The organism is Burkholderiales bacterium (assembly GCA_013695435.1).
Classification (GTDB): Bacteria; Pseudomonadota; Gammaproteobacteria; order Burkholderiales; family JACMKV01; genus JACMKV01.
On sequence record JACDAM010000228.1, the window covers coordinates 1 to 22,784 of the forward strand.

Here is a 22,784-nt window from a genome sequence, read left to right on the forward strand (position 1 = left end):
TCCTGCGCGCGCCGCTGCATTTCGGCATTGCCGCGCTGCACGGAATCGAAATCGAGATTTTCGACATTGGCGCCGCTGCCCATGCTCGACGCCGCGCCGCCGCCGAGGCCGATCAACATGCCGGGGCCGCCAAGCTGGATCAGCAGCGCGCCGGGCGCGAATAACGCCTTCCGCGTTTGACTCGCGGCGATGCTGCCGAGGCCGCCGGCCAGCATGATCGGCTTGTGATAACCGCGCCGCTCGCCGGCAACGTCCTGTTCGAAGCTGCGGAAATGACCTGCCAGATTGGGACGGCCGAATTCGTTGTTGAACGACGCGCCGCCGACCGGGCCTTCGAGCATGATCTGCAGCGGAGAAGCGATGCGCGACGGGCGGCCGTAGTCCTCGCCTTCCCACGGCTGGATGAAATCCGGTATGCGTAGATTCGATACCGAAAATCCAGTCAGGCCGGCTTTCGGCCTGGCGCCGCGGCCGGTCGCACCCTCATCGCGAATTTCGCCGCCGGCCCCCGTTGCAGCGCCAGGAAAAGGCGAGATGGCGGTCGGGTGATTATGCGATTCGACTTTCATCAGGATATGCGTCGCTTCGTTTCGGTAGCGGTAAACGTTGTCGTCGCCCGGATGGAAGCACACTGTATCTCCGAAATTTCCGGCCGCATCGCGCTCGATCACCGCCGAATTATCCGAATAGGCGACAACCGTGCCGCGCGGATTTTTGCGGTGCGTATTCTTGATCATCGAAAACAGGGTTTCGCTTTTTCGCTCGCCGTCGATCTCCCAGGCCGCGTTGAAAATCTTGTGGCGGCAGTGCTCGGAATTGGCCTGCGCAAACATCATCAACTCGACATCGGTCGGCGCACGGCCGATGCGCGCAAAGTTTTCCGCGAGATAAACGATTTCGTCTTCGGATAGCGCGAGACCGAGTTCGCTATTGGCGCGGCGCAAAGCTGCGATGCCATCGGGCTCAAGTTCGATAGCCGCGAGCGGCGTCGGCGCGTAGTGCTCGAACAGCTTCGCGACGGCATCGAACGATTCCAGCACGCTCTCGGTCATGCGATCGTGGATTTCGGCAGCGATGATATTTTTTTCGCGCGTGGACATCCTGCCGCCGGTCTTCTGCACGTGGTAAGCGACGCCGCGCTCGAGGCGCTCGATCGCGTCCAGGCCGCAATGGCGCGCAATATCGGTCGCCTTGCTCGACCAAGGCGAAATCGTGCCGGGACGCGGGACGACGAGCAATAGTTCGCCATGCCCACGTACGTCGCCCGCGGCCGGGCCGTACGACAGGATGCTGTCAAGAACGGCGTGTTCGTCTGCCGATAACGGTTGCGCGGCTTGAATGAAATGCCAGAATTCGGCGCGAACAGCAAAAGGTGAATCAGCGACAGGTGAATCGCCGAGCGAAGTGCTGAGCGAATGGCGAAGTTTGTTCAGGCGAAAATCGGAAAGGGCATTGCGCCCGCGCAGCTTGAGCAACTCGCGCATACGGCAGAACGAGGCAGAATCGGGAAGGCCGCAATTATACCCGAAGGCCGGATGCGCTCGCCCTGCCGTCAGACTTTGGTAGTGTCTCAGTTCATATCTGCATGCCTCTGGGACCGTTCGCCCTGAGCTTGTCGAAGGGTGGAACGGCCGTTCATGGTCGACAAGCTCACCTCGAACGGCCTAACTGAGACACTACGCAGGCCCTACGCCACTTCCTTTTGCCTCGGTTAAAATGTGAAATCGCCAATCCCCGACGATCCGTCATGTCCGCACTGCCGCCCGGCGCGCCGATTTACCTGACCGGGACAATTCGGGAAATCGAAAAGCGCGCCAGCGCTGCTTCGCCATCGATATCGCTTATGGAGCTCGCTGGGCGTGCGGCCGCCGAACGCGCCCGCGAGCTGCTCGGACAGGGTAATCAGGGCAACGCAATACTCGTGCTGGCCGGGCCGGGCAATAACGGCGGCGATGCGCTGGTCGCTGCGCGCTGGCTGAAATCGTGGTGGTTCGACGTCAGCGTGGTTTTTTTTGGAAACACGGCAAAAATGACCGGCGATGCGGCGAGCGCGATGCAGGCATTTCAGGTCGGCGGTAATGCGGTGTCGAGCGAGATTCCACCCGGCTGTTTCGACTTGATTATCGACGGCCTGTTCGGCATCGGATTGCGGCGCGAGGTGAGCGGGTTTTATGCAGATATCATAACCCGTGCGAACGCCATAGAGGCGCCGGTCCTCGCGCTCGATATTCCGAGCGGCCTCGATGCGGATACCGGCAGCGTGCCCGGCACAGCGATACGAGCCGACGAAACCATCACCTTCCTTGGTTTGAAACCGGGATTGCTTACCGGCGACGGCCCCGATTACTGCGGCAACGTTCGGCTGGAAACGCTGAACGTCGATGCCCCGGAATTTTGTTCGACGCGAGGACGATTGATCGCGCCATCGTTGTTTTCCGGCGCGCTGTCGTCACGGCCGGTCAACAGCCATAAAGGCTTGTACGGCAACGTCGGCGTAATCGGCGGCGCGTGCGGCATGCTGGGGGCGGCGCTGCTCGCCGGACGCGCAGCCCTGAGGCTCGGCGCCGGTAAGGTTTACCTCGGCGTGCTCGCCGAGCATTTCAGCGTCGATCCGGCGCATCCTGAACTCATGTTCGGCGAGGCGCGTGACGTGCTGGAGCTGGAAGCGTTGACCTGCCTTGTGCTGGGCCCGGGACTTGGGCAATCGGATGAAGCGCACGAATTGCTAGCATCCGCGCTGTCACGCTCGCTGCCGCTGGTGCTCGACGCCGATGCATTGAATCTGATCAGCGCCCTTCAGCCGTTACAAAACACTTTACGCGCGCGCGCTCAATCCGCGATTACCGGAGCAGCCGCGGCGGCGACCATCCTGACGCCCCATCCGGGAGAGGCTGCCCGCCTGCTCGGCTGCTCGACGAGCGATGTGCAGCGCGATCGTCTGAAAGCTGCGCGCGCCATCGCCGATCGGTACAAAAGCCATGTCGTGTTAAAAGGCGCCGGCAGCATTTGTGTCATGCCGGACGAGCGCTGGTATATCAATCCGACAGGCAATCCGGGAATGGCCGCGGGCGGCATGGGCGACGTGCTTTCCGGCATGCTCGGCGCCCTCCTCGCCCGCGCCGGCGCGTCGCCTGACGATGCCTTGCTGTGCGGCGTTTTTGTGCACGGCGCGGCGGCCGATGATCTGGTTTGCGGCGGATCGGGCATAGGCCCGGTCGGGCTGACCGCTTCGGAAGTCGGCGACGCGGCGCGCCACGTATTCAATCGGCTGGCGCGCTCAGCGAATGCAGAATCGCGCACTCGATGTAATAAATACACAGTCGATAAACCATAAGTACAAAAACTGCGCGGCAAAGTCCCGGTTTCCTTTCTCGTTTCACCCCTGCTTCGAGAGTTACCAGTTCCGGCGCGCATTTTGCTGTAGCCATATTTTATCGCCGTGAAACACAACGGCTCAATACCTCTCTGCGCCTCTCGTCCGAAGGATGACGCGCTCAGTGCGGACCCTCGTGTTCGAGAGTGCGACAAAGCGGGGTAGCAAATCGATATCCTGAGATTTCATATAGCGAATGGATGACCCGCTGCACATCGGCGACAACTGGTATACCCCCGCGACTTCTACGCGCGCCGATGGCCGCACACGCGTGCTTAAGCACGACGATACGTTTGCGCTGTTCGATAGCTACGGCGATATCCAGACCATAGGCAGCGGCGAGCATGGCATCTACCATGAAGGCACGCGATTCCTGTCGCGGCTCGAATTGCTGCTGGAGGGCCGCCGTCCACTGCTGCTGAATTCGACGATCAAGAGCGATAACAGTCTGCTCGCTATCGATCTGACCAATCAGGATCTCTACAACGAAGAAAAACTGGTGATTCCGAAAGGCACGGTACACATTTTCCGCGGCGTACTGCTTTGGCAAGGCGTCTGCTACCAGCAATTGCGCCTGACCAATCACAGCCTGCTGGCTATCCATATCGGCCTGAGCTTGCGCTTCGACGCGGATTTCAACGATATCTTCGAGGTTCGCGGCGTGAAACGCGAATCGCGCGGAAGCTTCAGTAAACCAGTGGTCGAAGCAAACGGATTTTCGATGCGCTACAAGGGACTGGATGGCGTTACGCGCCGCACGACCATCAGCGCGCAACCCGCGCCATCGACCACGGCTGAAGGCCGCTTCGATTACAAAATCGATCTGGCATCGCAAGCGGAAATCCATTTGTACAACACGATCCGCTGCGAAATCGGCGATAAAAAGGGCGCGCCCGTCGCTTTTTCGCACGCACTCGATAGCAGCACGCAAAGCCTGAATGCGCCGCTTGAACAAGGTTGCCGCATTATCACGTCCAACCCTCGCTTCAACGACTGGATAGCCCGTTCCAGTTCCGATCTGCGCATACTGGTCACCGAAACCGGACACGGTGCTTATCCCTGCGCCGGCGTTCCCTGGTTCAGCACGCCGTTCGGGCGCGACGGCATTATTACCGCGCTCGAAACGCTATGGTTCGATTCATCGCTCGCGCGCGGCGTACTGTTGTTTCTGGCCGAAAACCAGGCGAGCAAATGCGATCCCGCGCGCGACGCCGAGCCGGGCAAAATCCTGCACAAAATGCGCCGCGGCGAAATGGCCGCGCTCGCCGAAATTCCATTCGGCTGCCATTACGGCAGCGTCGATGCGACGCCGCTTTTCATCCTACTCGCAAGTCAATATTACCGGCGCACGCACGACCGCAAGCTAGTCAAGAAAATCTGGCCGAATATCGTGCGAGCGCTTGACTGGATCGACCAGTACGGCGACAGCGACGGCGACGGTTTCGTCGAATACTCGCGGCACAGCCGTGAAGGCCTGACGCAGCAAGGCTGGAAGGATTCCGACGACGCCATATCGTATCCCGATGGCCGCCTGGTCGAAGGACCGGTCGCGCTGTGTGAAGTACAGGCTTATGTCTATGCGGCAAAACTCGGCGCTGCCGAAATCGCCGAGGAGCTCGGCGAAAAGAAACGCGCGGCCGAACTGCGCGGCGCGGCGCAGGAATTGAAAACTCGTTTCAATAAGGCATTCTGGTCGTCGGAAATCAAGACTTTCGCGCTCGCGCTGGACGGCGAAAAGCGGTCGTGCCCGGTAATTTCCTCGAATGCCGGCTATGCGCTGCTTGCCGGCATCGCTTCCCCCGATCACGCCAGACGCGCAGCGCAAGGCTTGATGAGCGAGGATTGTTTTTCCGGCTGGGGCATACGCACCCTCGGCCGCAGCACCGCGCGGTATAACCCAATGTCATACCATAACGGATCGGTCTGGCCGCACGACACGGCTCTGATTGCCAAAGGCATGGCACGCTACGGCTACGCCGATTTCGTCGATCGCATCTTCTGCGCGCTTTACGACGCCAGTAACCTGGCGGAATCGAACCGCTTGCCGGAGTTGTTTTGCGGCTTTTCGCGGCGCCATGGCGAAGGCCCCGTATGTTATCCCGTCGCGTGCTTGCCGCAAGCCTGGGCAAGCGCCGCGGTTTTTTGTTTGCTCGACGCAAGCCTCGGTGTTTCCTTCACGAGCGAGAGCCCCGGCGTCGCATTCCACGAGCCGCGCTTGCCGGCTTTTCTCGACTCGATCGAAATACGCAAGCTGCAGGTGTACGACGGCTTTGTCGATGTTTGCCTGCACCGTCAAGGCGATCGGCCGTGCAGCGTCAAAATCATGCCGGCCGATCAGCACGTGGAGCACGCAGCACAGCATTGAATCGGCGTTTCCGATGTTTCATGGCCCGCCGCAACAAGAGCAAAGTTGACTGTGCGCGCCGAAAAATTCCTCGCGATGTTCACAACCGTCCACGCGCGCTTTAAACTGATCGCATTAGCTTGAATGGAATCGATGATATGGATGGCGCAGTGGCACGAAATACGGAAGCCGGCAAACACGCAACGCACCCGCTTATGCCGTTGGCATCGTTCGGTGTCGATTCGACTGCCGCCGAACATAAGCCCGATCTCAGAAAAACTGGATCGCATCCCGACCATTGGTACCCTCTCGCCCGCTCGCGCGATTTGAAGCGCGGTAAAGCTATCGGCGCGGTGTTTGCCGGCGAACCGATCGCGCTGGTGCGAACCGAAGGCGGCGAGGTATTCGCAATCGAGGATCGTTGCGCGCACCGGCAGGTGCCGTTGCACCAAGGTGTCGTCAAGGGCGAAACCCTGCAATGCAGCTATCACTGCTGGACCTACGACAAGACCGGCAAGTGCGTGAACGTGCCGTATCTGGACAAGTCGAGATCGCTGCCAAACGGCGTGCGCGGCTACCCGTGCCGCGAAGCCTATGGTCTGATCTTCGTTTATCCGGGCAATCTGGCCAGATTGGCTTCGGCGATTTTTCCGGACGTGCCGTCAGCGCTCGATCCGCATTACAAGACGCGCTATCTCGACCGCGAGGTGCGCTGCCATTATTCGTTCATGCACGAAAATCTGATGGACATGAATCATCAGTTTCTGCACAGGCGCTTGATGGGCGGCATCAGAACGGTGTTTCTCGAACTGCGGCGCGGCGATAACTGGGTCGAATGCGACTACACGTTTGCCCGAGTCGCAGGCAAGCAGCCGATCGGCGAAAAATTCATCGTCGGCAGCGGCAAGAAATCCGCGCAAGGCGGCCGCGATCTGATGACGATACGCACGGGCTATCCTTATCAAAGCCTGAAATTCACCCCCAGGGGCAGCGATCATCCGGCACTCGATCTGTGGAATGTTTATGTGCCGGTGGATCGCCAGCAACGCGCCAACCACACATACGGCCTGATGATGGTGCGCAAACCTTCCCTGCCCGGCGCCATCCACTTGCTGTGGCCCTTCATCATCTGGTTTACCGAAGGAATTTTTGCCGAAGACCGAACCATCGTCGAGCAGGAACAGCGCGCCTTCGATTTGCAAGGCGCCGACTGGAATCAGGAAATCTTTCCCATCATCAAAGAGCTGCGCAACGTGTTGATCACGCAAGGCGTGCCGCTGACTTCCGAGTTCGATCGCGGGATGCTTCCGGCTACCTAGGGATTTGCCTTTGCCAACCTGCCCGCCGATGAGGGACTCCAGGACGCGGCATCAGACGGCTTTGGCCGGCGTGAAATTGACCATCGTGCGGCCGCGCCGGACCGCGTCAGCCTGATTTGACCAGGCTGATCGAGGGATTACGAACTGCGCGGTTTTGCGCTGTATCCGCGGAGCGCTCGCTCTCAGGTGTCGTGCGGCTCCGATATTCCGATAGCCATGTGATCAGGTCGTTCGAAGACAGGGGTTTGCTGATCAGGAAACCTTGCACCAGGTCGCAACGAAGCTGCTTCAGCAAACGCAAATCCTCGTTATTCTCGACACCCTCGGCAACGACTCTGAGCCCCATGTTATGGCCCAGATCGATGGTCGAGCGCACGATCATGGCATCGTCCTTGTCCAGGACCATTCCCATCACGAATGATCTGTCGATTTTCAATTCATCGACCGGCAGCTTTTTCAGGTAAGACAACGACGAATAGCCTTTGCCGAAATCGTCGATAGACAGTTCGAATCCCATGCCGTGCAGCGTTTCCAGCGTCTCCATCGCGCGAGCCGGATCGTCCATGATCGCCCCTTCTGTGATTTCGATCCTGATCCATTGTGGTTCGACGCGGTACAGTTGCATAAGATCGACACACGTTTCCGGCAGTTCGGCGCCGGCAAGGTCGCGTGCGGAAACGTTGACCGATATGCGGATCGGCAGCCGGTTGGCGTGGCACTCGGCAGCTTTTCGAAACGCCTCGGCGAGCACCCAACGCGTGATCGTCTTGATATAGCCGCTCTGTTCGGCGAACGGAATGAACAGGTCCGGCGCAATGTAGCCGCGGTGCGGATGCCGCCAACGGATAAGCGCCTCGACCGATTCGATGGTACCGGTTTGCACATCCAGCTGGGGCTGGTAGCACAGCATCAGTTCGTTAAACTCGACGGCGTGCTTCAAATCGCCGAGCAGCGATAAGCGCTCGGCAGTATGGTCGTCGTCGCGCGGATCATAAACCGCGACGCCGCTGTTGCCGCGTTTGGCCGAATACATCGCGACGTCCGCCCGCTGCAGCAGCGTGCCGGCATCGGCGCCATGTTCGGGGTAGGAAGCGATACCGATACTGCCGCGCACATCGATGGCATGGCCGTTCAGCGTGATCGATGCGTCGAGCGCTTCAAGTAATCGGAGGGCAACGCTGCGCGCGGCTTTGGCGTCGTCGGCGGGCAGCAGGACGGCGAATTCGTCACCGCCAAGCCGCGCCAGGGTGTCGGACTGACGCGTCAATCTTGTCTGAAGGCGGCTCGCAACCTCTTCCAGCAGCAGATCGCCTATATGGTGCCCGAGGGTATCGTTGACTTCCTTGAAATGATCGAGATCCATAATCAGGACGGTTAGCGGCTGCCCGGAGCGTAACGAGCTTCCAAGTGCCTGATGCAATCGATCGTTGAACAAGATGCGGTTCGGAAGCCCGGTCAATGCGTCTTTATAAGCCAGCGTCGATATCCGGTTTTCCCGATCGGCAATGGCCTGTTTCATGTAATTGAATGCGGACGCCAATTTGCCGATTTCGTCCGCTCTGTCCATTTCCGCAACTTGCAGATAATTGCCCTGCTCGATTTCGTTGGCGAGCTTTGCCAGCTGCGTCACCGGGCGGCTGACATTGCGCGCCGTGAAAACGCTGCCCGCAACCGAGATGATCAAGCCGATCAAAGTCAAAGCAAGCAGGTTCGCTTGCAGCGCATCGAACGGGACCAGCGCCTCTTTCAGGGAACGCTGCAAGACCGCGAAAACAGGCTGCTCGCCGATTCCTGGCACCGGCGACACCAGGGTCTGGAATTTTTCGCCATTCAACACTATCGACAGCTTCGAGTCGCCGGTTGCGACGCCGTGCATATTGTCGAGCAACGCAGGCTGCAGCATAGCGGGGAGCGTGGATGCAAACAGCTTCCATTCCTCGCTATCGGTACGACGCAGAAACGAAATCTGCAGCGATGCGAGCTTGCCGAAATCGGCTGCGAGGCGATCGTCGATCGGGAATCCGAGCGCGATCCACGCAGCCGGGACGGTCACCGGGACCAGCACGAATTGATACAGGCGGCCGCCCTTGACGAGAATCATCGAGGCCGAGCCGGTTTTTACCGATTCCGTGAGCAATTCCGGAAAAGGAAAAGGCTGATTGGTCAGTGTCGATTGGTTGCTATCGGCGAGCACAATGTGCTTCGGATTAATCAGCATCATCACCTCCGCACCGACCCGTTCGCGATGTACGTCAAGGGCCAGCGCCAACCGTTTCTGGTTGGCGCTGGAAATCGCCTGGCGGAAACCGTAGTCGTCGGCAAGGATGCTGGTGGCTAGCGCGAGCTGATGCGCGTTTTGCTCCAATACGCGTTGGAATATGCGTTCCCCGACCGCAAGCTCGTGGCGGACGGTCCGGGCGGCGTAGTTTTCGATCGCATGGCTGATGACGCCGAAGCCGGCGACCTGAACGGTCAACAGCAGTGCCCCGAAAAACACGACGATGCGGCTTTGCAGGCTGCGAAATCTCACCGCTCTCTCCCGTTAAGGGTCTGCGAGACGTCGCAGACATGCCCTTTTAGTTTCTTCGTCGCACGCACACTCGACCCGCCGACGACGGTTAACGGAAGCGCAAGCCCTATGCCATCTGTTCAGAAAGCTTCTACGACGAAATCAGCGGTCATTCGGACGACATTTCCAGAGGAGAATACGACGTCATCATGGCTACCCAGGAGGATGGCAAACGCGAAGCTATGCCGACACTTCGCCATTTCGTCCGGGTTTCTAGCAAAAAGGTGGCTTATGCAGATTTCTCTCGCGGATACTCTGCATACTCGCAGGGGGCGATGCCGTCCACAGGCCGTGCGCAAATCGCGATTAAATTATCGGTTCCGGCATAAATTGAACCCATCGCGCCAGCCCAGACCATATTGCCTGTCGGATAGATAACGCTTGTCGTCGCGCTTGCGACCACCGGCGGTGCTGGTGCAGCCGTCGCTGTAACCATCCTTGTAAGCCGGCGGAACATTCACCAAACCTCCAGTAGCAGGCTTTGCCGTTCGCGCAGGGTTCGACCTGGACGGTGGGGCTGGTTCGGATTCGGACTTGGGCCGAGTGTTTGCGCAAGCCGCAATCGACGAGATCATCGCAACGCAAGTCAGTCTCCGGATCATGCTTTTCGTCGCCATGGCTTTCGCTCCTGATGCATGAACGCGAGAGTTGAAAACCCGCTCTCGCAAATTCCATTTTTTGACTTTTATTATAGCTCCCGGAGACAAGTGGATTTGGTCTAAGATCATTAGCGATTCGCCACCCGCCCTGACTAACCAGTCTCCCATCAACGCTCATACTCAATCGTTCCATGGCTCAATACGTTTTCACGATGAATCGGGTCAGCAAGACCGTCCCGCCCAAGCGGCAAATCCTGAAGAATATTTCGCTCAGCTTTATTCCGGGCGCTAAGATCGGCGTGCTCGGTCTGAACGGTTCCGGCAAATCGACCGTGCTCAAAATCATGGCCGGCCTCGACCGCGACATCGAAGGCGAAGCGACGCCGATGCCCGATCTCGATATCGGCTATCTGCCGCAGGAACCGCAACTCGACTCCGAACAGACTGTGCGCGAAGCGGTCGAGACCGGGCTCGATGAAGTTTTCGATGCGCGAAAGAAACTCGATGCCGTCTACGCCGCCTACGCCGACCCCGATGCCGATTTCGAACAGCTCGCCAACGAGCAGGCGCGCCTCGAAGCGATCCTCGAAACGTCCGATGGGCACAACGCCGAGCAGCAACTCGAAATCGCCGCCGACGCGCTGCGTTTGCCGCCGTGGGACGTGAAAATCGGCGTGCTTTCCGGCGGCGAGAAGCGGCGCGTCGCCTTGTGCCGCTTGCTGCTGTCGAAGCCCGACATGCTGCTGCTCGACGAGCCGACCAATCACCTCGATGCCGAAAGCGTCGATTGGCTGGAACAGTTTTTGACGCGCTTTCCCGGCACCGTAGTGGCGGTCACCCACGACCGCTATTTTCTCGACAATGCCGCGCAATGGATCCTCGAACTCGATCGCGGTCATGGCATTCCATGGCAGGGCAATTACAGCTCGTGGCTCGATCAGAAGGAAACGCGGCTGAAGCAGGAGGAATCGACCGAATCGGCGCGCCAGAAAGCGATCAGGCAGGAACTCGAATGGGTGCGGCAAAATCCGAAAGGCCGCCAGGCCAAGAGCAAGGCGCGGCTCGCGCGTTTCGACGAGCTGAGTTCGCAGGAACACCAGAAGCGCAACGAAACCCAGGAAATTTTCATTCCGGTCGCCGAGCGCCTCGGCGATTCGGTCATTGAATTCAGGAACGTCAGCAAAGGTTACGGCGAGCGGCTATTGATCGACAACCTGAGTCTGCAAGTTCCGCCGGGCGCAATCGTCGGGATCATCGGCCCAAACGGCGCGGGTAAGTCTACGCTATTCCGCATAATCACAGGTAAGGAAAAACCAGATAGCGGCGAAATCATCATCGGCCCGACAGTCAGGATTGCGCACGTCGATCAATCGCGCGAGGCGCTCGCCGGAAACAAAACCGTATGGGACGAAATCTCGGGCGGCGCCGATGTGCTGACAGTCGGCCGCTTCGAGACGTCTTCGCGCGCCTATATCGGTCGCTTCAATTTCAAGGGCAGCGATCAGCAGAAAATCGTCGGCAATCTGTCGGGCGGCGAACGCGGCAGGCTGCACCTGGCGAAGACCTTGATCGCGGGCGGCAACGTCCTGCTGCTCGACGAGCCGTCCAACGATCTCGATGTCGAAACCCTGCGCGCGCTCGAAGACGCGCTGCTCGAATTTGCCGGCTCTGTGCTTGTCATCTCGCACGACCGCTGGTTTCTCGATCGCATCGCGACGCACATCCTCGCCTTCGAAGGCGATTCGCAAGCGATCTTTTTCAATGGCAACTACCAGGAATACGAAGCCGACAAGAAAAAGCGTCTGGGCGAGGAAGGCGCGCGACCGAAACGCATACGCTATAAAGCGCTGAAATAAGCCTGCGAACTCTATCGGCGCCGACGTTCGTATGGCGCCCTGCTCCATCCAAATCTCCCCCGGAACGCTAATTGCGAAACTCGTGGTCAAAGCGCGTCTCTGCGGCGCGCTGGGAATTCGTGTTGGGGAAAGGAAAATGGTTAAAAAACATAAAATTGCTACTGCAATATCAGCTGGCGAGCGATCGCCTGGCACGGGCTGCCGCACCATCGGCAGCCCCGAAAAAACGGCAACTGTGTCGGCGGCCGCTACAGGCGGCAAGAACCGTCCGACCTGCCAGCCAACGGCGGAACAAAAATAATAACATGGAATCGAGAGACATTCTCAAGGCCAATCTCGAGATCCTGATGAAACAGTTTCCGGATCTTGGTTCCCAGTCCAAAGTTGCGAATCGCGCGCGCGTCTCGCGCCTGACGATGGGAAAAATCCTGGCTGGCGGAACCACCGTAACGACCGATACGCTCGACAAAATCGCTGCCGCGTTCAGTCTCAAGGCGTGGCACCTGCTGAATCCGGACATGGAAGTTTCGGAAAAAGAACTCAAGTTCTATGAGCAATTGATCCAGAAATTCGACGTGCTCAAGAAGTACGAGTAATCGGATAGCAATGATGCCCACACTTGCTTTGCTAGCCGCAAAGAAGGCGACCGTCAGATCGTTGTCCCACGCGAAATAGGTTGGCCATCATGCCGATACTGTGGCCGCGTATTGTCTGAAAACAGCAGTACACGCCATCGACGCACTCCACCCATTTGCATCTGCCCCCGACGAGCACCGAGTGCGAGCAGTTTTTTAGGGATCGGGCAACCCCGCTCCTCACTCGTTTGTTGATTCGCGTGGTACACGACAGAGCAATCCCGGAATCAGTTTTTCAGCCGACGGACTGCATGCATTTACGCACGCTGGCGCACAGCGCATCCGAAACATCGTCTTTCGTCACATAGTCCGACGCACCCGCGGCGCGCATGGTCAGGATCACACGTTCATCGGCGTGCATCGACAACCCGATGACATGAATGTGCGAATGCGCGGCCTTGATGCGACGCGTCGCTTCGACGCCGTCAAGCTTCGGCATATTGATGTCCATCAGCACGACGTCGGGCTGCAGCTCGGAGGTCAATGACACGGCCTGCAAGCCATCCTGCGCCTCGCCGGCTACCAGCATGTCCGGCTCGTCTTCGAGGATGCCGCGCAGGCCGGCGCGGACCATCGCATGGTCGTCGACGACAAGTACGCGTATCGCCGATCTGGCCGGGGCCGAACGCTCACGAACGACGCTGCCAAGCGGCCTCGGCACGCGCTCTGTTGACTCGGCATCGGACCGCGCTTTGCTGATCGGCACGATAATCGCCACGCGCGTGCCGCGACCGACGCGCGAGTAAACCACGACCTTGCCGCCCAGATACTCGAAGCGTTCCCGGATGCCGAACAGGCCGAAGCCGGCATTCCCGCGCAACGCCGTTGCGTCGAACCCGGCGCCGTCATCTTCGACGCGAACGACCAGCCATGCGCCGCGCCAGCGCGTGCTCGCATCGACGCTTGCGCGGTCGGCGCCGGCGTGCTTGACGACATTGACGAGCAACTCATTGAGCGCCTGAAACAACAGCGCTTTCAGCTCGTCGGCGAGCGCGGGATCGGGCCCGCGCACTTTCACCGCCAGGTCCAGACCATACTGCGCCTTGATGCGCTGCGAGAGCCATGCGAGCGAGCCGGCGAAATCGAGCTGATATAGGGCGGGCGGGCTGAGTTCGGCGGTCAGCGAACGTGAAATCTGGATGCCTTGATCGAAGATTTCCATGACGGGCGAGAAGTCGACATCGGGCGCCCGGTTTTTCAGCGCGCCGAGTTTGAATTTGCCGCTCAAAAGCATTTGCTGCAAATCGTCGTGCAGCATTTGCGCGATGCGGCGGCGTTCCTTTGCTTCGGCTTGCGTCAGTTGCATGGTCAGCGTGCCTAGCTGCGTCGCGCGCCGCTCGAGTTCGTGATGCGCCGTCTGGAGCGCCTGTTCAGCCTGCTTGCGCTCGCTAATGTCGTGCATCGAGACGACCGCGCCCAGCTTGACGCCGCGATCGTCATGAAAAGCCTGCCCGCTCGCGAGCAGCGTGCGCGCCGGGCCGCGCTTGGGCGCAATGACCATTTCCACGTTGCGCACACGCTCGCCGCGCAAGGCGCGAAACAGCGGAATATCCTCGGTCGCCATCCGTGTTTTGCCGTCGGCGCGATACAAGTCGTAATGCTCGGCCCATTGCGCGGCCGGCAACGGCATTGGCGGCAAACCGTGCAAGCTCAGCGTTGCCGGATTGAACAGCGTCAGCGTGCCCGACGCATCACAGGCGACGATGGCGTCCTGGACGTTATCGAGCAGAGCCTGCAGAAATTTATTCGCTTCGGACAATTCCGCCGTGCGTTCGACGACCCTCGCTTCGAGTTGGGCGTGCGCTCTGCGCAGCGTCTCTTCGGCCTGCTTGCGGTCGTCGATGTCGATAGCGACGCCGATCCAGCTCGCGATAGTCCCGCGTTCGTCGCGCAGCGGCAGGCCGCGCGCCAGGTGCCAGCGGAACTGTCCATCGGATGCGCGGCGGAACGGTACCTCGGCTTCAAACTGTTCACCGCTGGCAACCGCCTGCATCCATGTCCTCGACACGCGCGCCACGTGCTCAGGCGCGATCACCTGTGTCCAGCCATCGCCCCCGGAATCGGCCATGGTGAGCCCGCTATATTCGAACCACGACTCATTGCAATAGATGATATGGCCGTCGGGTTGCGCGACCCAGACGATCTGCGGCGAAACTTCGATCAGCGTCCGGTAGCGGGCTTCGCTGTCGCGCAGCGCGGCCGCATAACGAGCGCGCGCGATGGCTTCCGAAGCCAGTCGCGCATATAAATCGGTCAGCCGCACCGCGCGTTCGGATGGACAATACGGCTGCTGCATATAAGTGGCGATCGTGCCGAGCACTTCGCCGTCGTGCGTCAGCAGCGGCGTGCTGTACGCCGACTGGTAGCCACCCAACTCGATCGCCGGCCGATACGGCGCGAAGCGGTCGTCGTTCAGCGCATTTTCGACGACGATGCGGCGACGCTCGGCAACTGCCATGCCGCACCAGCCCGCGCCGACTGCGATGCGCCCAACCATGTCCATGTAGGCATCGCTGAAGCCGAGCCGCGCTGCCGGATACAGCTCCTTTTGCTCCTTGTCGTACAGCATCAGCGTGCCCAGCGCGGCGCCGTGCACACGGCACACGGCTTTGACCACGCTATCCAGCACGGACTTCAGTTCGGTATCGGTCGAAAGCTGAACGCTCATCTCGTGCAGCCGCGTCATGTCATCGAGTTGAGCCGTCAGCTCGGTTTTTGCCGCGGCAAGCGTTTGCTCGGTCTCTTTGCGCTCGCTAATGTTCAAGCTGACGCCGGCGAGATGCGTCGCGCGCCCGGTTTCATCGCGGCGTAATTCGCCTTTGGCGAGCAGCCAGAGCACGCGCCCGTCCGGCGCGATGACCCGGAATTCCACTTCATAGGGCGTTTCGCCGGCAATCGCTTTTTGCGTGGCCGTTTTGACGCGCTCGCGGTCGCCGGGATGAACGAGATCGAAAAATGCAGCCGCTGCGCCGTCCGTGATACCGAGGATGGCTGCGGCGTTTTCGGATTGCGCGGTGACGCCGGTTTCGAGATCCCAGTCCCAGACCATCATGCGCGCAGCCGACAGGCTCAGGTTCAGGCGCGCGTCATTGGCGCGTAGACGCGCGGCGATTTCGCGCTCTCGCTCGAAAGCTGATTCTTTGCCGCGCGCGGCCGATTCGGAGATCTGCCATTGCCTGCGTAACTCGAGCTGCGCAATGACCTGACGCGCAAGGATGGTCAGCGCATCTTTCTGGCGCTCGCTCAATTCGCGCGGAATGCTGTCGAGCACGTACAGCGTACCGAGCGCATGGCCCTCTTCTGTTTCCAGCCTGGCGCCAGCGTAAAAGCGCCACTCAGGTCCGCCGCGGACCAGCGGATTGCACGCGAAGCGCGAGTCTTTCCTAAGATCGGGAACGATCAGCAGATCGTCCTGCAGCAGCGCATAAGCGCAGATCGACGTATCGAGCGGAGTTTCGTGGACACCCAGACCGATCTCGGACTTGAACCACTGCCGGTCTTCGGCGATGAAATTGATGACCGCGATCGGTGTTTCGCAGACGTTGGCGATCAGGCGCGCGATATCGTCGAACGCGGCCTCCGGCGGCGTATCGAGGATGTTGTAGCGGTGCAGCGCGGCGATCCTGCCGGCTTCGTTATCTGGCTTCGGTGGGAGCATTATTTGGATTCACTGCGGCTTTGATTGTCACTCGCTCAATTCCGTCCAGGCTGTATGGTACGCCGGCAATGGCAGTTACCGCTGATCTTGAAAACACCTGACTTTCGGTGTTTGCGGACATGCGGCGACATAGTGGTATTTTAACGCGCTGCCTGCGACAAGAAAAATGCCCGGCAGGAGCGCGTAGTTTTCAAGCAGCCGGTTAAGGTCTGGCCCGGAGTTTGTCCATTTCCTTGCACAGCACAGTTGCGCTTCTGACGACGCGCGGCGTGTGGCGGCTCATGGTGTCCGCATCGAGAACGATGAAGTTATTCTCGGCTGCGGCGCGCAGACTCTTGAAGCGCCGCCATGCGTCGAGGCCATCATCGCCGCCCGGCTCGCCCGACGTGGCGACGATCGCGTCGGGGTCTGCGCCGAGAACCGCTTCGATGCTGATGAATGGCACCAGCAATTTCCGCGCGGCGAAAATGTTGCGGCCTCCACAGAGCCGCATGATGTCGCTGGCCAGATGCTCACCGTTGATAGTCAATAACGGCCGATGCCAAACCTGGAAAAAGAGCGAAAGCGGTCGCCGGTTTTCATAACGCTCGCGCAGGGCCGCAACCTCGCCCACGAACCTTTGCGCGGCCTCCTGCGCCACGGCTTCCGTACCCGCCAATCGCCCAAAGCGAACCAGCGAACTCGCGATATCGTCAAGCGTGCTCACCTTGTTGTAGTAAATCGGAATGCCGAGCGTGCGCAGCTTTGCCATCTGGCTTTCCGCACTGCCGTCCAGCCAGGCAATGATTAGATCGGGCTTATGCGCGACGACGCGTTCAAAATCGAGTAGATTGCTGTCGCCAATCCGTGGTATGCGAGCGGCCTCCTCCGGAAAATCGCTGTAGCGGACGGTGGCGACGATGCGCTCGCCGGCGCCGGCGGCAAACAGCAATTCCGTGATGTGCGGCGTGAGGCTGACGATGCGCGCGACCGGCTGACTGAAGACAAGCACCTGACCGCTGTCGTCGGTGACTTCGATCCGCGCTATTGCCTGCCCGCATGCGCAGATTAACAGCGACGCCGACAGCGCGATCGTCCTCAGTTTGCCCCACGAAACCACGGCGCCGCGCGCGCCTGAGACAAATACAAATCCGCGCACAGTCATTCGAGAACAAAAATCATGCGTGTTCCGACCGCCACCCGGACCAACGGAAAACCGAACGCCGATGATAGCGCCGGCAAATTCATGACCGTTGAAATCGGACCATGATCGACGACGCCGTTACCGCGAAACAGTAACGCGTGCGTCGCAAACCGACCGGCGAGATTCAGATCGTGTATCGAGAATACGATGGCTTTGCCGCCATCCCTGGCAAGCGATGCCAGATGATCGAGCACGGCGATCTGATGACGCAAGTCGAGATGCGCGACCGGCTCGTCGAGCAGCATCAGCGCCGGGTCCTGCGCGATCAATGTTGCGATCGCGACGCGCTGCCGCTCGCCGCCGGACAGCGTGGCAACATCACGGTCCGCCAATTCACCGACGTCCATCACCGTCAGCGCAGCTCGCGCGATATCCCGATCGGCGGCGCACTCCCAAGCCCATCGCGACAAGTGTGGATGCCGGCCCATCATTGTTGTCTCCAGCGCGGTCGTCGCGAATATTTCGGGAAGGTTCTGCGGCAGAAAGCCGCGAACGCGCGCCGCATCCATCGGCTGCCATGCCGCCAGCGGTTTGCCCAGGAGCGAAATCGTCCCGCGATTGCAATCGCGCAGCCCAACCAGAGTCTGCAGCAACAGCGTCTTGCCGGCGCCGTTGGCGCCGAGTATGCACCACAGCTCACCCGCGTTCACGCGCAGCGACAGGCTTGCGATCAACGTGCGCTGCGCGATGCGCAGACAGAAATCGCGGACTTCGAGCAGCGCCGCCGCGCCATCCGCGTTGTTCATCGGCTTGTTCCGTTGCGCATCAAGAGATACAGGAACATCGGTACGCCGATCAGCGCGGTCACGACGCCGACCGGCAGTTGCTGCGGTGCGATCATGGTGCGCGCCGCGGTGTCGGCGAGCAGCAGCAAAGAGCCGCCGGCGAGCACGGACGCCGGCAGAAGGACGCGCTGATCGTTGCCGATGACGAGCCGCAGCGCATGCGGCACGATGAGACCGACGAAGCCGATCGCGCCCGCCGCCGTCACCGCAAGCGCTGTGGCAAGCGATGCGACCAGGTAAATCTGCCGGCGCACGCGCACGACCGGCACGCCGAGACCATGCGCTATCGTTTGTCCCTGCAGCATCACATTCAATTCGCGCGTGAACGGATAGATGACAACGAGCGCAAACACGAGACCGCCGATTGCGAGCGCGCCGGAATCGGCTCCACCTAAATCGCCGATCAGCCAGAACAACATGCCGCGCAGCCTGCCTTCGGGCGCTACAGTCAGGATCAGTGTGATGATCGCCGACCAGCCGGCTGCCAGCACCACGCCCGTCAGCAACAAGCGCGGCGTCGCGTCGGCGGCAGTCGCAACATGCAGCCGGCCGAGATCGCGGCGCGCAAACGCGAATACGAGAATGACGGATAGCGACGCACCGGCGAACGCGCTCAGATTTATCAGCACCGCGTTGAGGCCGGCCATCATCGCCACCAGCGCGGCCGCGGCCGCGCCGCCGGACAAACCGAGAATGTAAGGATCGGCCAAGGGATTACGCAGCAGCACCTGCATCAGCGCACCGGCCAGGGCAAGCAGACCGCCGGTTGCGAAAGCTGCGACTGCGCGCGGCAACCGCAGCCGATGAACAATCTCGGACGCAACGGTGCCGTCGGAACGGAATACCAATTGCAGTACTTCGAGGGTTGGAATGCCCACCGCCCCGGTGGACAGCGCGACCAACATCGCGGCTCCAGCGCAAGCAGCCAACACAAACCAGATTCGAAAAGCGCGCGCCACAGTTAAATCCCTGACTCTCCCTCAAGCCCTGCCCAGCTTGTCATTTCCTGCCCTCGATTAAATCATTCGAGGGCAGGCTCGGGCGGGAATCCAGTTTGTCTCACTCCGATCCTGCGAAGCCACTGGATTTCCGCGTGCGCGGGAATGACGGGCTATGAAAACCATTCGCAGCCTTCCTGGCCCGAAAACAACTGTTCTCAGCGATGTCGTGACATTCAGCGCTGCGGCGTCCAACGCAAACTCACGAACACATTGCTGTCCGGTGTATTGAAATGCTGCGCGAGTTCGTAATCGCGGTCGGTGACGTTGTTCCAACGCACATCGATTTCCCAATCGGTAAAAAGCCTGCGCGCGAGGTACAGATTGAGCAAGGCGTAACCGCCGAGCCGCGTCGCCTGGTCTTCGCTATTGGAATCGAAACGTTCGGAACTCGCGATGACTTCCGCGCCGAATTTCCATGCGCCCAGCGCACGCGATGCCGCAACGCTGCCGTGCCTCCTCGCGCGACGCTGTAGCTGCAATCCGGTGCGTGCATTTTCCGGATCCTGCGCGGTAAATTTCGCGCGCAATCCGGTACCAAGCAGCGTGCCGTTGTAGGAGAATTCGCCGCCCTTAATACGCGCGCTGTCGAGATTCTGCGGCGTGAACGTAGCGAGATCGAAAACGATCAAATCCTCGATGCGATTATCGAACCAGGTCGCCGCGAAGCGCTGCGCGCCGCGCTGATAATCGACGCCGAATTCACGGCTGCGCGATCGCTCCGGTTCCAACTCCGGATTACCGCCGCCGCCGAATATCGGATCAGCCGGGAAATAAAGATCATTGAAAGTCGGCGCATGAAAGGCCGTGCCCGCCGCGGCGCGTACGCGTATAGCGTCAGTCAGGCGATACCCGTATCCGATCGAGCCCGTCGTGCGGCCGCCGAAGTCGGAGTAATCGTCGTGCCGCGCATTCAATTGGACACCATGCTTGCCGTAGTCGCCGCGGTAACCGCCGAAGGCGGAGCGAATGTTGCGCCTGGTCTGGATGAAAATCGTGTCGCCGCTGACATCCTCGCGTCGATATTCGGCTCCCGCGATCAACGATCCGCCTATCACCGCGAACGTATTCTGCCAGTTCGCCTGGTGCTGATCGGTACGGAATTCAGCCGGGAAAGCACCGGTGAATACCGCGTCATCGCGGCCCGTGCCGAGGCGCAGCAGGCTTTGCCAGGATGCCGTGATTCGATTCTGGCTGTAGATCGAGTAGGCGCTCAGGCTTTGCTTGTTTACGTCGCTGGTGGTCGGGCCGTTGTCGAATTCGGTTCTGCCATCGCTGTGAAACGCAGTCAGGCCGATGCTGTTGCCGGCATCGAAGCGGTGCGCGAGTCTGGCCGAAACATTGGTGTTGCGATAGCCATCGCGATCATCGTTGTGCTGGTCGAACGGGATGGTCGACTTGGTCGCATCGAAGCCATCGATTGCGTAATATCCCGCAGCCAAATTGAAGTCCGTGTCTTTTACGTTGCCGCTGAAGGAAGCGGCAGCCCTGCGCGTGTTGTAACTGCCGTATCCTGCCGACGCACTGGATTTCGGTGAACGGTCACCGCTTTTGGTGAAAATCTGAATGACTCCGCCAACCGCATCCGAACCATAAAGACTGCTGAGCGGACCCGAAACGATCTCGATGCGATCGATTTGATCGATCGGCAGATGCTCGAACGCCGTCGTGCCGGCGGTCGCCGAATTGACGCGCAAACCATCGACAAGCACCAGCGTGTGATCGCTGTTCGCCCCACGAATGAACACGCTGCTCGACTGACCGGACCCGCCGCTGCTCGTGATCTCCACGCCGGCCAGGCTTTGCAGCAACTCGGGAAGCGTTTGTTGTCCGCTGCGAACAATGTCTTCGGCATCGATGACCGTGGTCGGCTGCAGCGTGTCCGACAGATTCTGGCGAATGCGTGCCGCGGTTACGACAGTTTCCGGAACCGCCACGACAGGCGTTTCTTGCGCGCGCAGCGGCTGAGTAAGCGTCAGCAATCCGACAAGACCAGCAAGACAGCGTGAAATGAAATCGAGACGAACGAATGGAACACTAGCATAGGCAAACCACATGATGTCGCCCTCCGCAACATTGGTTGTCGATTGCCTGAGGGCCGGTCTCCGGGCTCGTGAGCCGGAATGCCGAAGACATCCCGCAAACCGGCGCCTTCCCGTGCGTTGCACAGTGGCGTCTTGCCGGCCTTGACTCACCTACCGTTGCGAGGGCAGCGTCGGCATTAACTGGGCTTTCACCCGTCGCACCGACTTCCCGTTTCACTCCGCGGGACGGACGTCCGTTGGAGCACCTTCGGGCATTGCTGAAACATGCAAATACAACTGTAACCCGCGCCGTTAAGGCGCCTATCGAAGTGCGAGTCAGGCAGCGACAGCTGTCCGGCGCAGAACCAGAGGCACACTGTAAAACGCTTTGGTAATCGTGGCGTCCCCAACGAGATTCGAACTCGTGTTACCGCTGTGAAAGAGTTCTATTCCGGACCACTGTAAACTTTACTGGACTCTTCAATACATTGATTAGTTGACTTATTGTCCATTTCGGTCTACGATTGTCCATCGCTGTATACGAACATAAATTAAGCACGGATTAAGCACGGGATTTATCGGAGCGATAGAAAATGGCTCGATCACAACGCGATTCCAAGCTCGAAACTCGTACCGCGCGACTCAAGTTGAAAGTCGGACAGCGCTACTTTACCAAAATCGGCGAAGGTCTGGCGCTTGGCTTTCGGCGCACGGGCGAAGGCTATGGCAACTGGCAGGCGCGCATGATGCTGGCGAGCGGTCGCTATGGGTTCCGTGCGCTCGGTCGCGCCGATGACTTCATGGAAGCGAACGGTGAGACGGTGCTGAGTTTCTTTCAGGCGCAACAGAAAGCGCGGGAAGCGGCAACCGCGATAGTGGCTGGCGAGGAACCCGAACCTGCCCTGCCCGTTACAGTCGCCGATGCGACGACGCGCTATCTCGCCTGGTATGCAGAGAACAGAAAGGCGTTGCGCGAAACGACGGCGACCATTGCGGCGCATATTTTGCCGACGTTTGACGAGCGCGCCTTGGCAAGCCTGACGACGGCGGAACTCAAGGCATGGCATCAGAAGCTCGCGGTCAAATCAGCGCGCGTTCGTACCGGCATCGGAGCGAAACAACGGTATCGCGCGAAGCCGGAAAACGACAATCAGAAACGCGCGCGCAAGTCCACGGCGAACCGCATTCTGACCGTGCTGAAAGCGATCCTGAATAAGGCATTCGAAGATGAATTGGCCGCCAGCGATACCGCATGGCGGCGCGTGCGTCCGTTCGAAAATGCCGACGAACCGGTAACGCGGTTTCTGACCGAAGCCGAATGCAAGCGCCTCATCAACGCCAGCCGCGCCGACTTGCGCGCCCTGGTCAAAGGGGCGCTGTTCACCGGCGCGCGCTATTCGGAACTGACCGGGCTTACGGTTGCGCATGTCAACGTCGATAC

The 22,784-nt window shown here is 59.9% G+C and carries 14 protein-coding genes and 1 riboswitch; of the genes, 7 read left to right on the top strand and 7 right to left on the bottom strand.

The window, feature by feature from the left end:
- Positions 1-1,484, bottom strand: a 1,484-nt coding sequence (locus tag H0V78_11445) for a phosphoribosylformylglycinamidine synthase (GenBank protein MBA2352365.1), incomplete at its 3' end; no start/stop codon positions are given.
- 263 nt (positions 1,485-1,747) lie between these two features.
- Between H0V78_11445 and H0V78_11450 the strand changes: the two genes are divergently transcribed.
- The 3 genes from H0V78_11450 to H0V78_11460 all read left to right on the top strand — a co-directional run bounded on the left by H0V78_11450 (position 1,748) and on the right by H0V78_11460 (position 7,036).
- Complete coding sequence (locus H0V78_11450; protein ID MBA2352366.1) at positions 1,748-3,334, top strand: NAD(P)H-hydrate dehydratase; 1,587 nt, start codon at positions 1,748-1,750, stop codon at positions 3,332-3,334.
- Positions 3,335-3,569: 235 nt separating this feature from the next.
- Positions 3,570-5,738, top strand: coding sequence for an amylo-alpha-1,6-glucosidase (locus tag H0V78_11455; GenBank protein MBA2352367.1), 2,169 nt, complete (start codon positions 3,570-3,572; stop codon positions 5,736-5,738).
- A 194-nt stretch (positions 5,739-5,932) separates the two neighbouring features.
- Positions 5,933-7,036: an aromatic ring-hydroxylating dioxygenase subunit alpha gene (locus H0V78_11460; GenBank protein MBA2352368.1), complete on the top strand. Its 1,104-nt coding sequence runs from the start codon at positions 5,933-5,935 to the stop codon at positions 7,034-7,036.
- A 106-nt stretch (positions 7,037-7,142) separates the two neighbouring features.
- On the opposite strand, the gene H0V78_11465 is transcribed toward H0V78_11460, so the two are convergent.
- Positions 7,143-9,566, bottom strand: a complete 2,424-nt coding sequence (locus H0V78_11465) for an EAL domain-containing protein (protein MBA2352369.1) — start codon at positions 9,564-9,566, stop codon at positions 7,143-7,145.
- A gap of 829 nt (positions 9,567-10,395) precedes the next feature.
- Between H0V78_11465 and ettA the strand changes: the two genes are divergently transcribed.
- The 3 genes from ettA to H0V78_11480 all read left to right on the top strand — a co-directional run bounded on the left by ettA (position 10,396) and on the right by H0V78_11480 (position 12,656).
- Complete coding sequence (gene ettA / locus H0V78_11470) at positions 10,396-12,060, top strand: energy-dependent translational throttle protein EttA (protein MBA2352370.1); 1,665 nt, start codon at positions 10,396-10,398, stop codon at positions 12,058-12,060.
- A gap of 136 nt (positions 12,061-12,196) precedes the next feature.
- Positions 12,197-12,361 (top strand): hypothetical protein, encoded by a 165-nt coding sequence (locus tag H0V78_11475; protein ID MBA2352371.1) that lies wholly within the window; start codon positions 12,197-12,199, stop codon positions 12,359-12,361.
- A 4-nt stretch (positions 12,362-12,365) separates the two neighbouring features.
- Positions 12,366-12,656 (top strand): helix-turn-helix transcriptional regulator, encoded by a 291-nt coding sequence (locus H0V78_11480; protein ID MBA2352372.1) that lies wholly within the window; start codon positions 12,366-12,368, stop codon positions 12,654-12,656.
- Between the two features lie 274 nt (positions 12,657-12,930).
- Here H0V78_11480 and H0V78_11485 read toward each other — a convergent pair whose 3' ends face one another.
- From H0V78_11485 to H0V78_11505, 5 genes are all read right to left on the bottom strand, one after another.
- On the bottom strand, positions 12,931-16,353 hold the full coding sequence (locus tag H0V78_11485) for a PAS domain S-box protein (GenBank protein ID MBA2352373.1): 3,423 nt from the start codon (positions 16,351-16,353) through the stop codon (positions 12,931-12,933).
- A gap of 202 nt (positions 16,354-16,555) precedes the next feature.
- A complete protein-coding gene (locus tag H0V78_11490) occupies positions 16,556-17,491 on the bottom strand; it encodes a cobalamin-binding protein (protein ID MBA2352374.1) in 936 nt (311 codons plus the stop codon).
- A 2-nt stretch (positions 17,492-17,493) separates the two neighbouring features.
- Entirely contained in the window at positions 17,494-18,282 is a 789-nt protein-coding gene (locus H0V78_11495; GenBank protein ID MBA2352375.1) for an ABC transporter ATP-binding protein, read from the bottom strand.
- Positions 18,279-19,226, bottom strand: a complete 948-nt coding sequence (locus H0V78_11500) for an iron ABC transporter permease (GenBank protein MBA2352376.1) — start codon at positions 19,224-19,226, stop codon at positions 18,279-18,281. The genes H0V78_11495 and H0V78_11500 overlap by 4 nt, the downstream gene beginning before the upstream one ends.
- Before the next feature lie 269 nt (positions 19,227-19,495).
- The gene (locus tag H0V78_11505; protein MBA2352377.1) at positions 19,496-21,376 is read right to left on the bottom strand and encodes a TonB-dependent receptor; all 1,881 of its coding nucleotides are present in this window, start codon (positions 21,374-21,376) and stop codon (positions 19,496-19,498) included.
- A gap of 21 nt (positions 21,377-21,397) precedes the next feature.
- Positions 21,398-21,628, bottom strand: a riboswitch (cobalamin riboswitch).
- 308 nt (positions 21,629-21,936) lie between these two features.
- On the opposite strand from H0V78_11505, the gene H0V78_11510 reads away from it, so the two are divergent.
- A partial coding sequence (locus H0V78_11510; protein MBA2352378.1) for a site-specific integrase occupies positions 21,937-22,784 on the top strand: 848 nt, incomplete at its 3' end.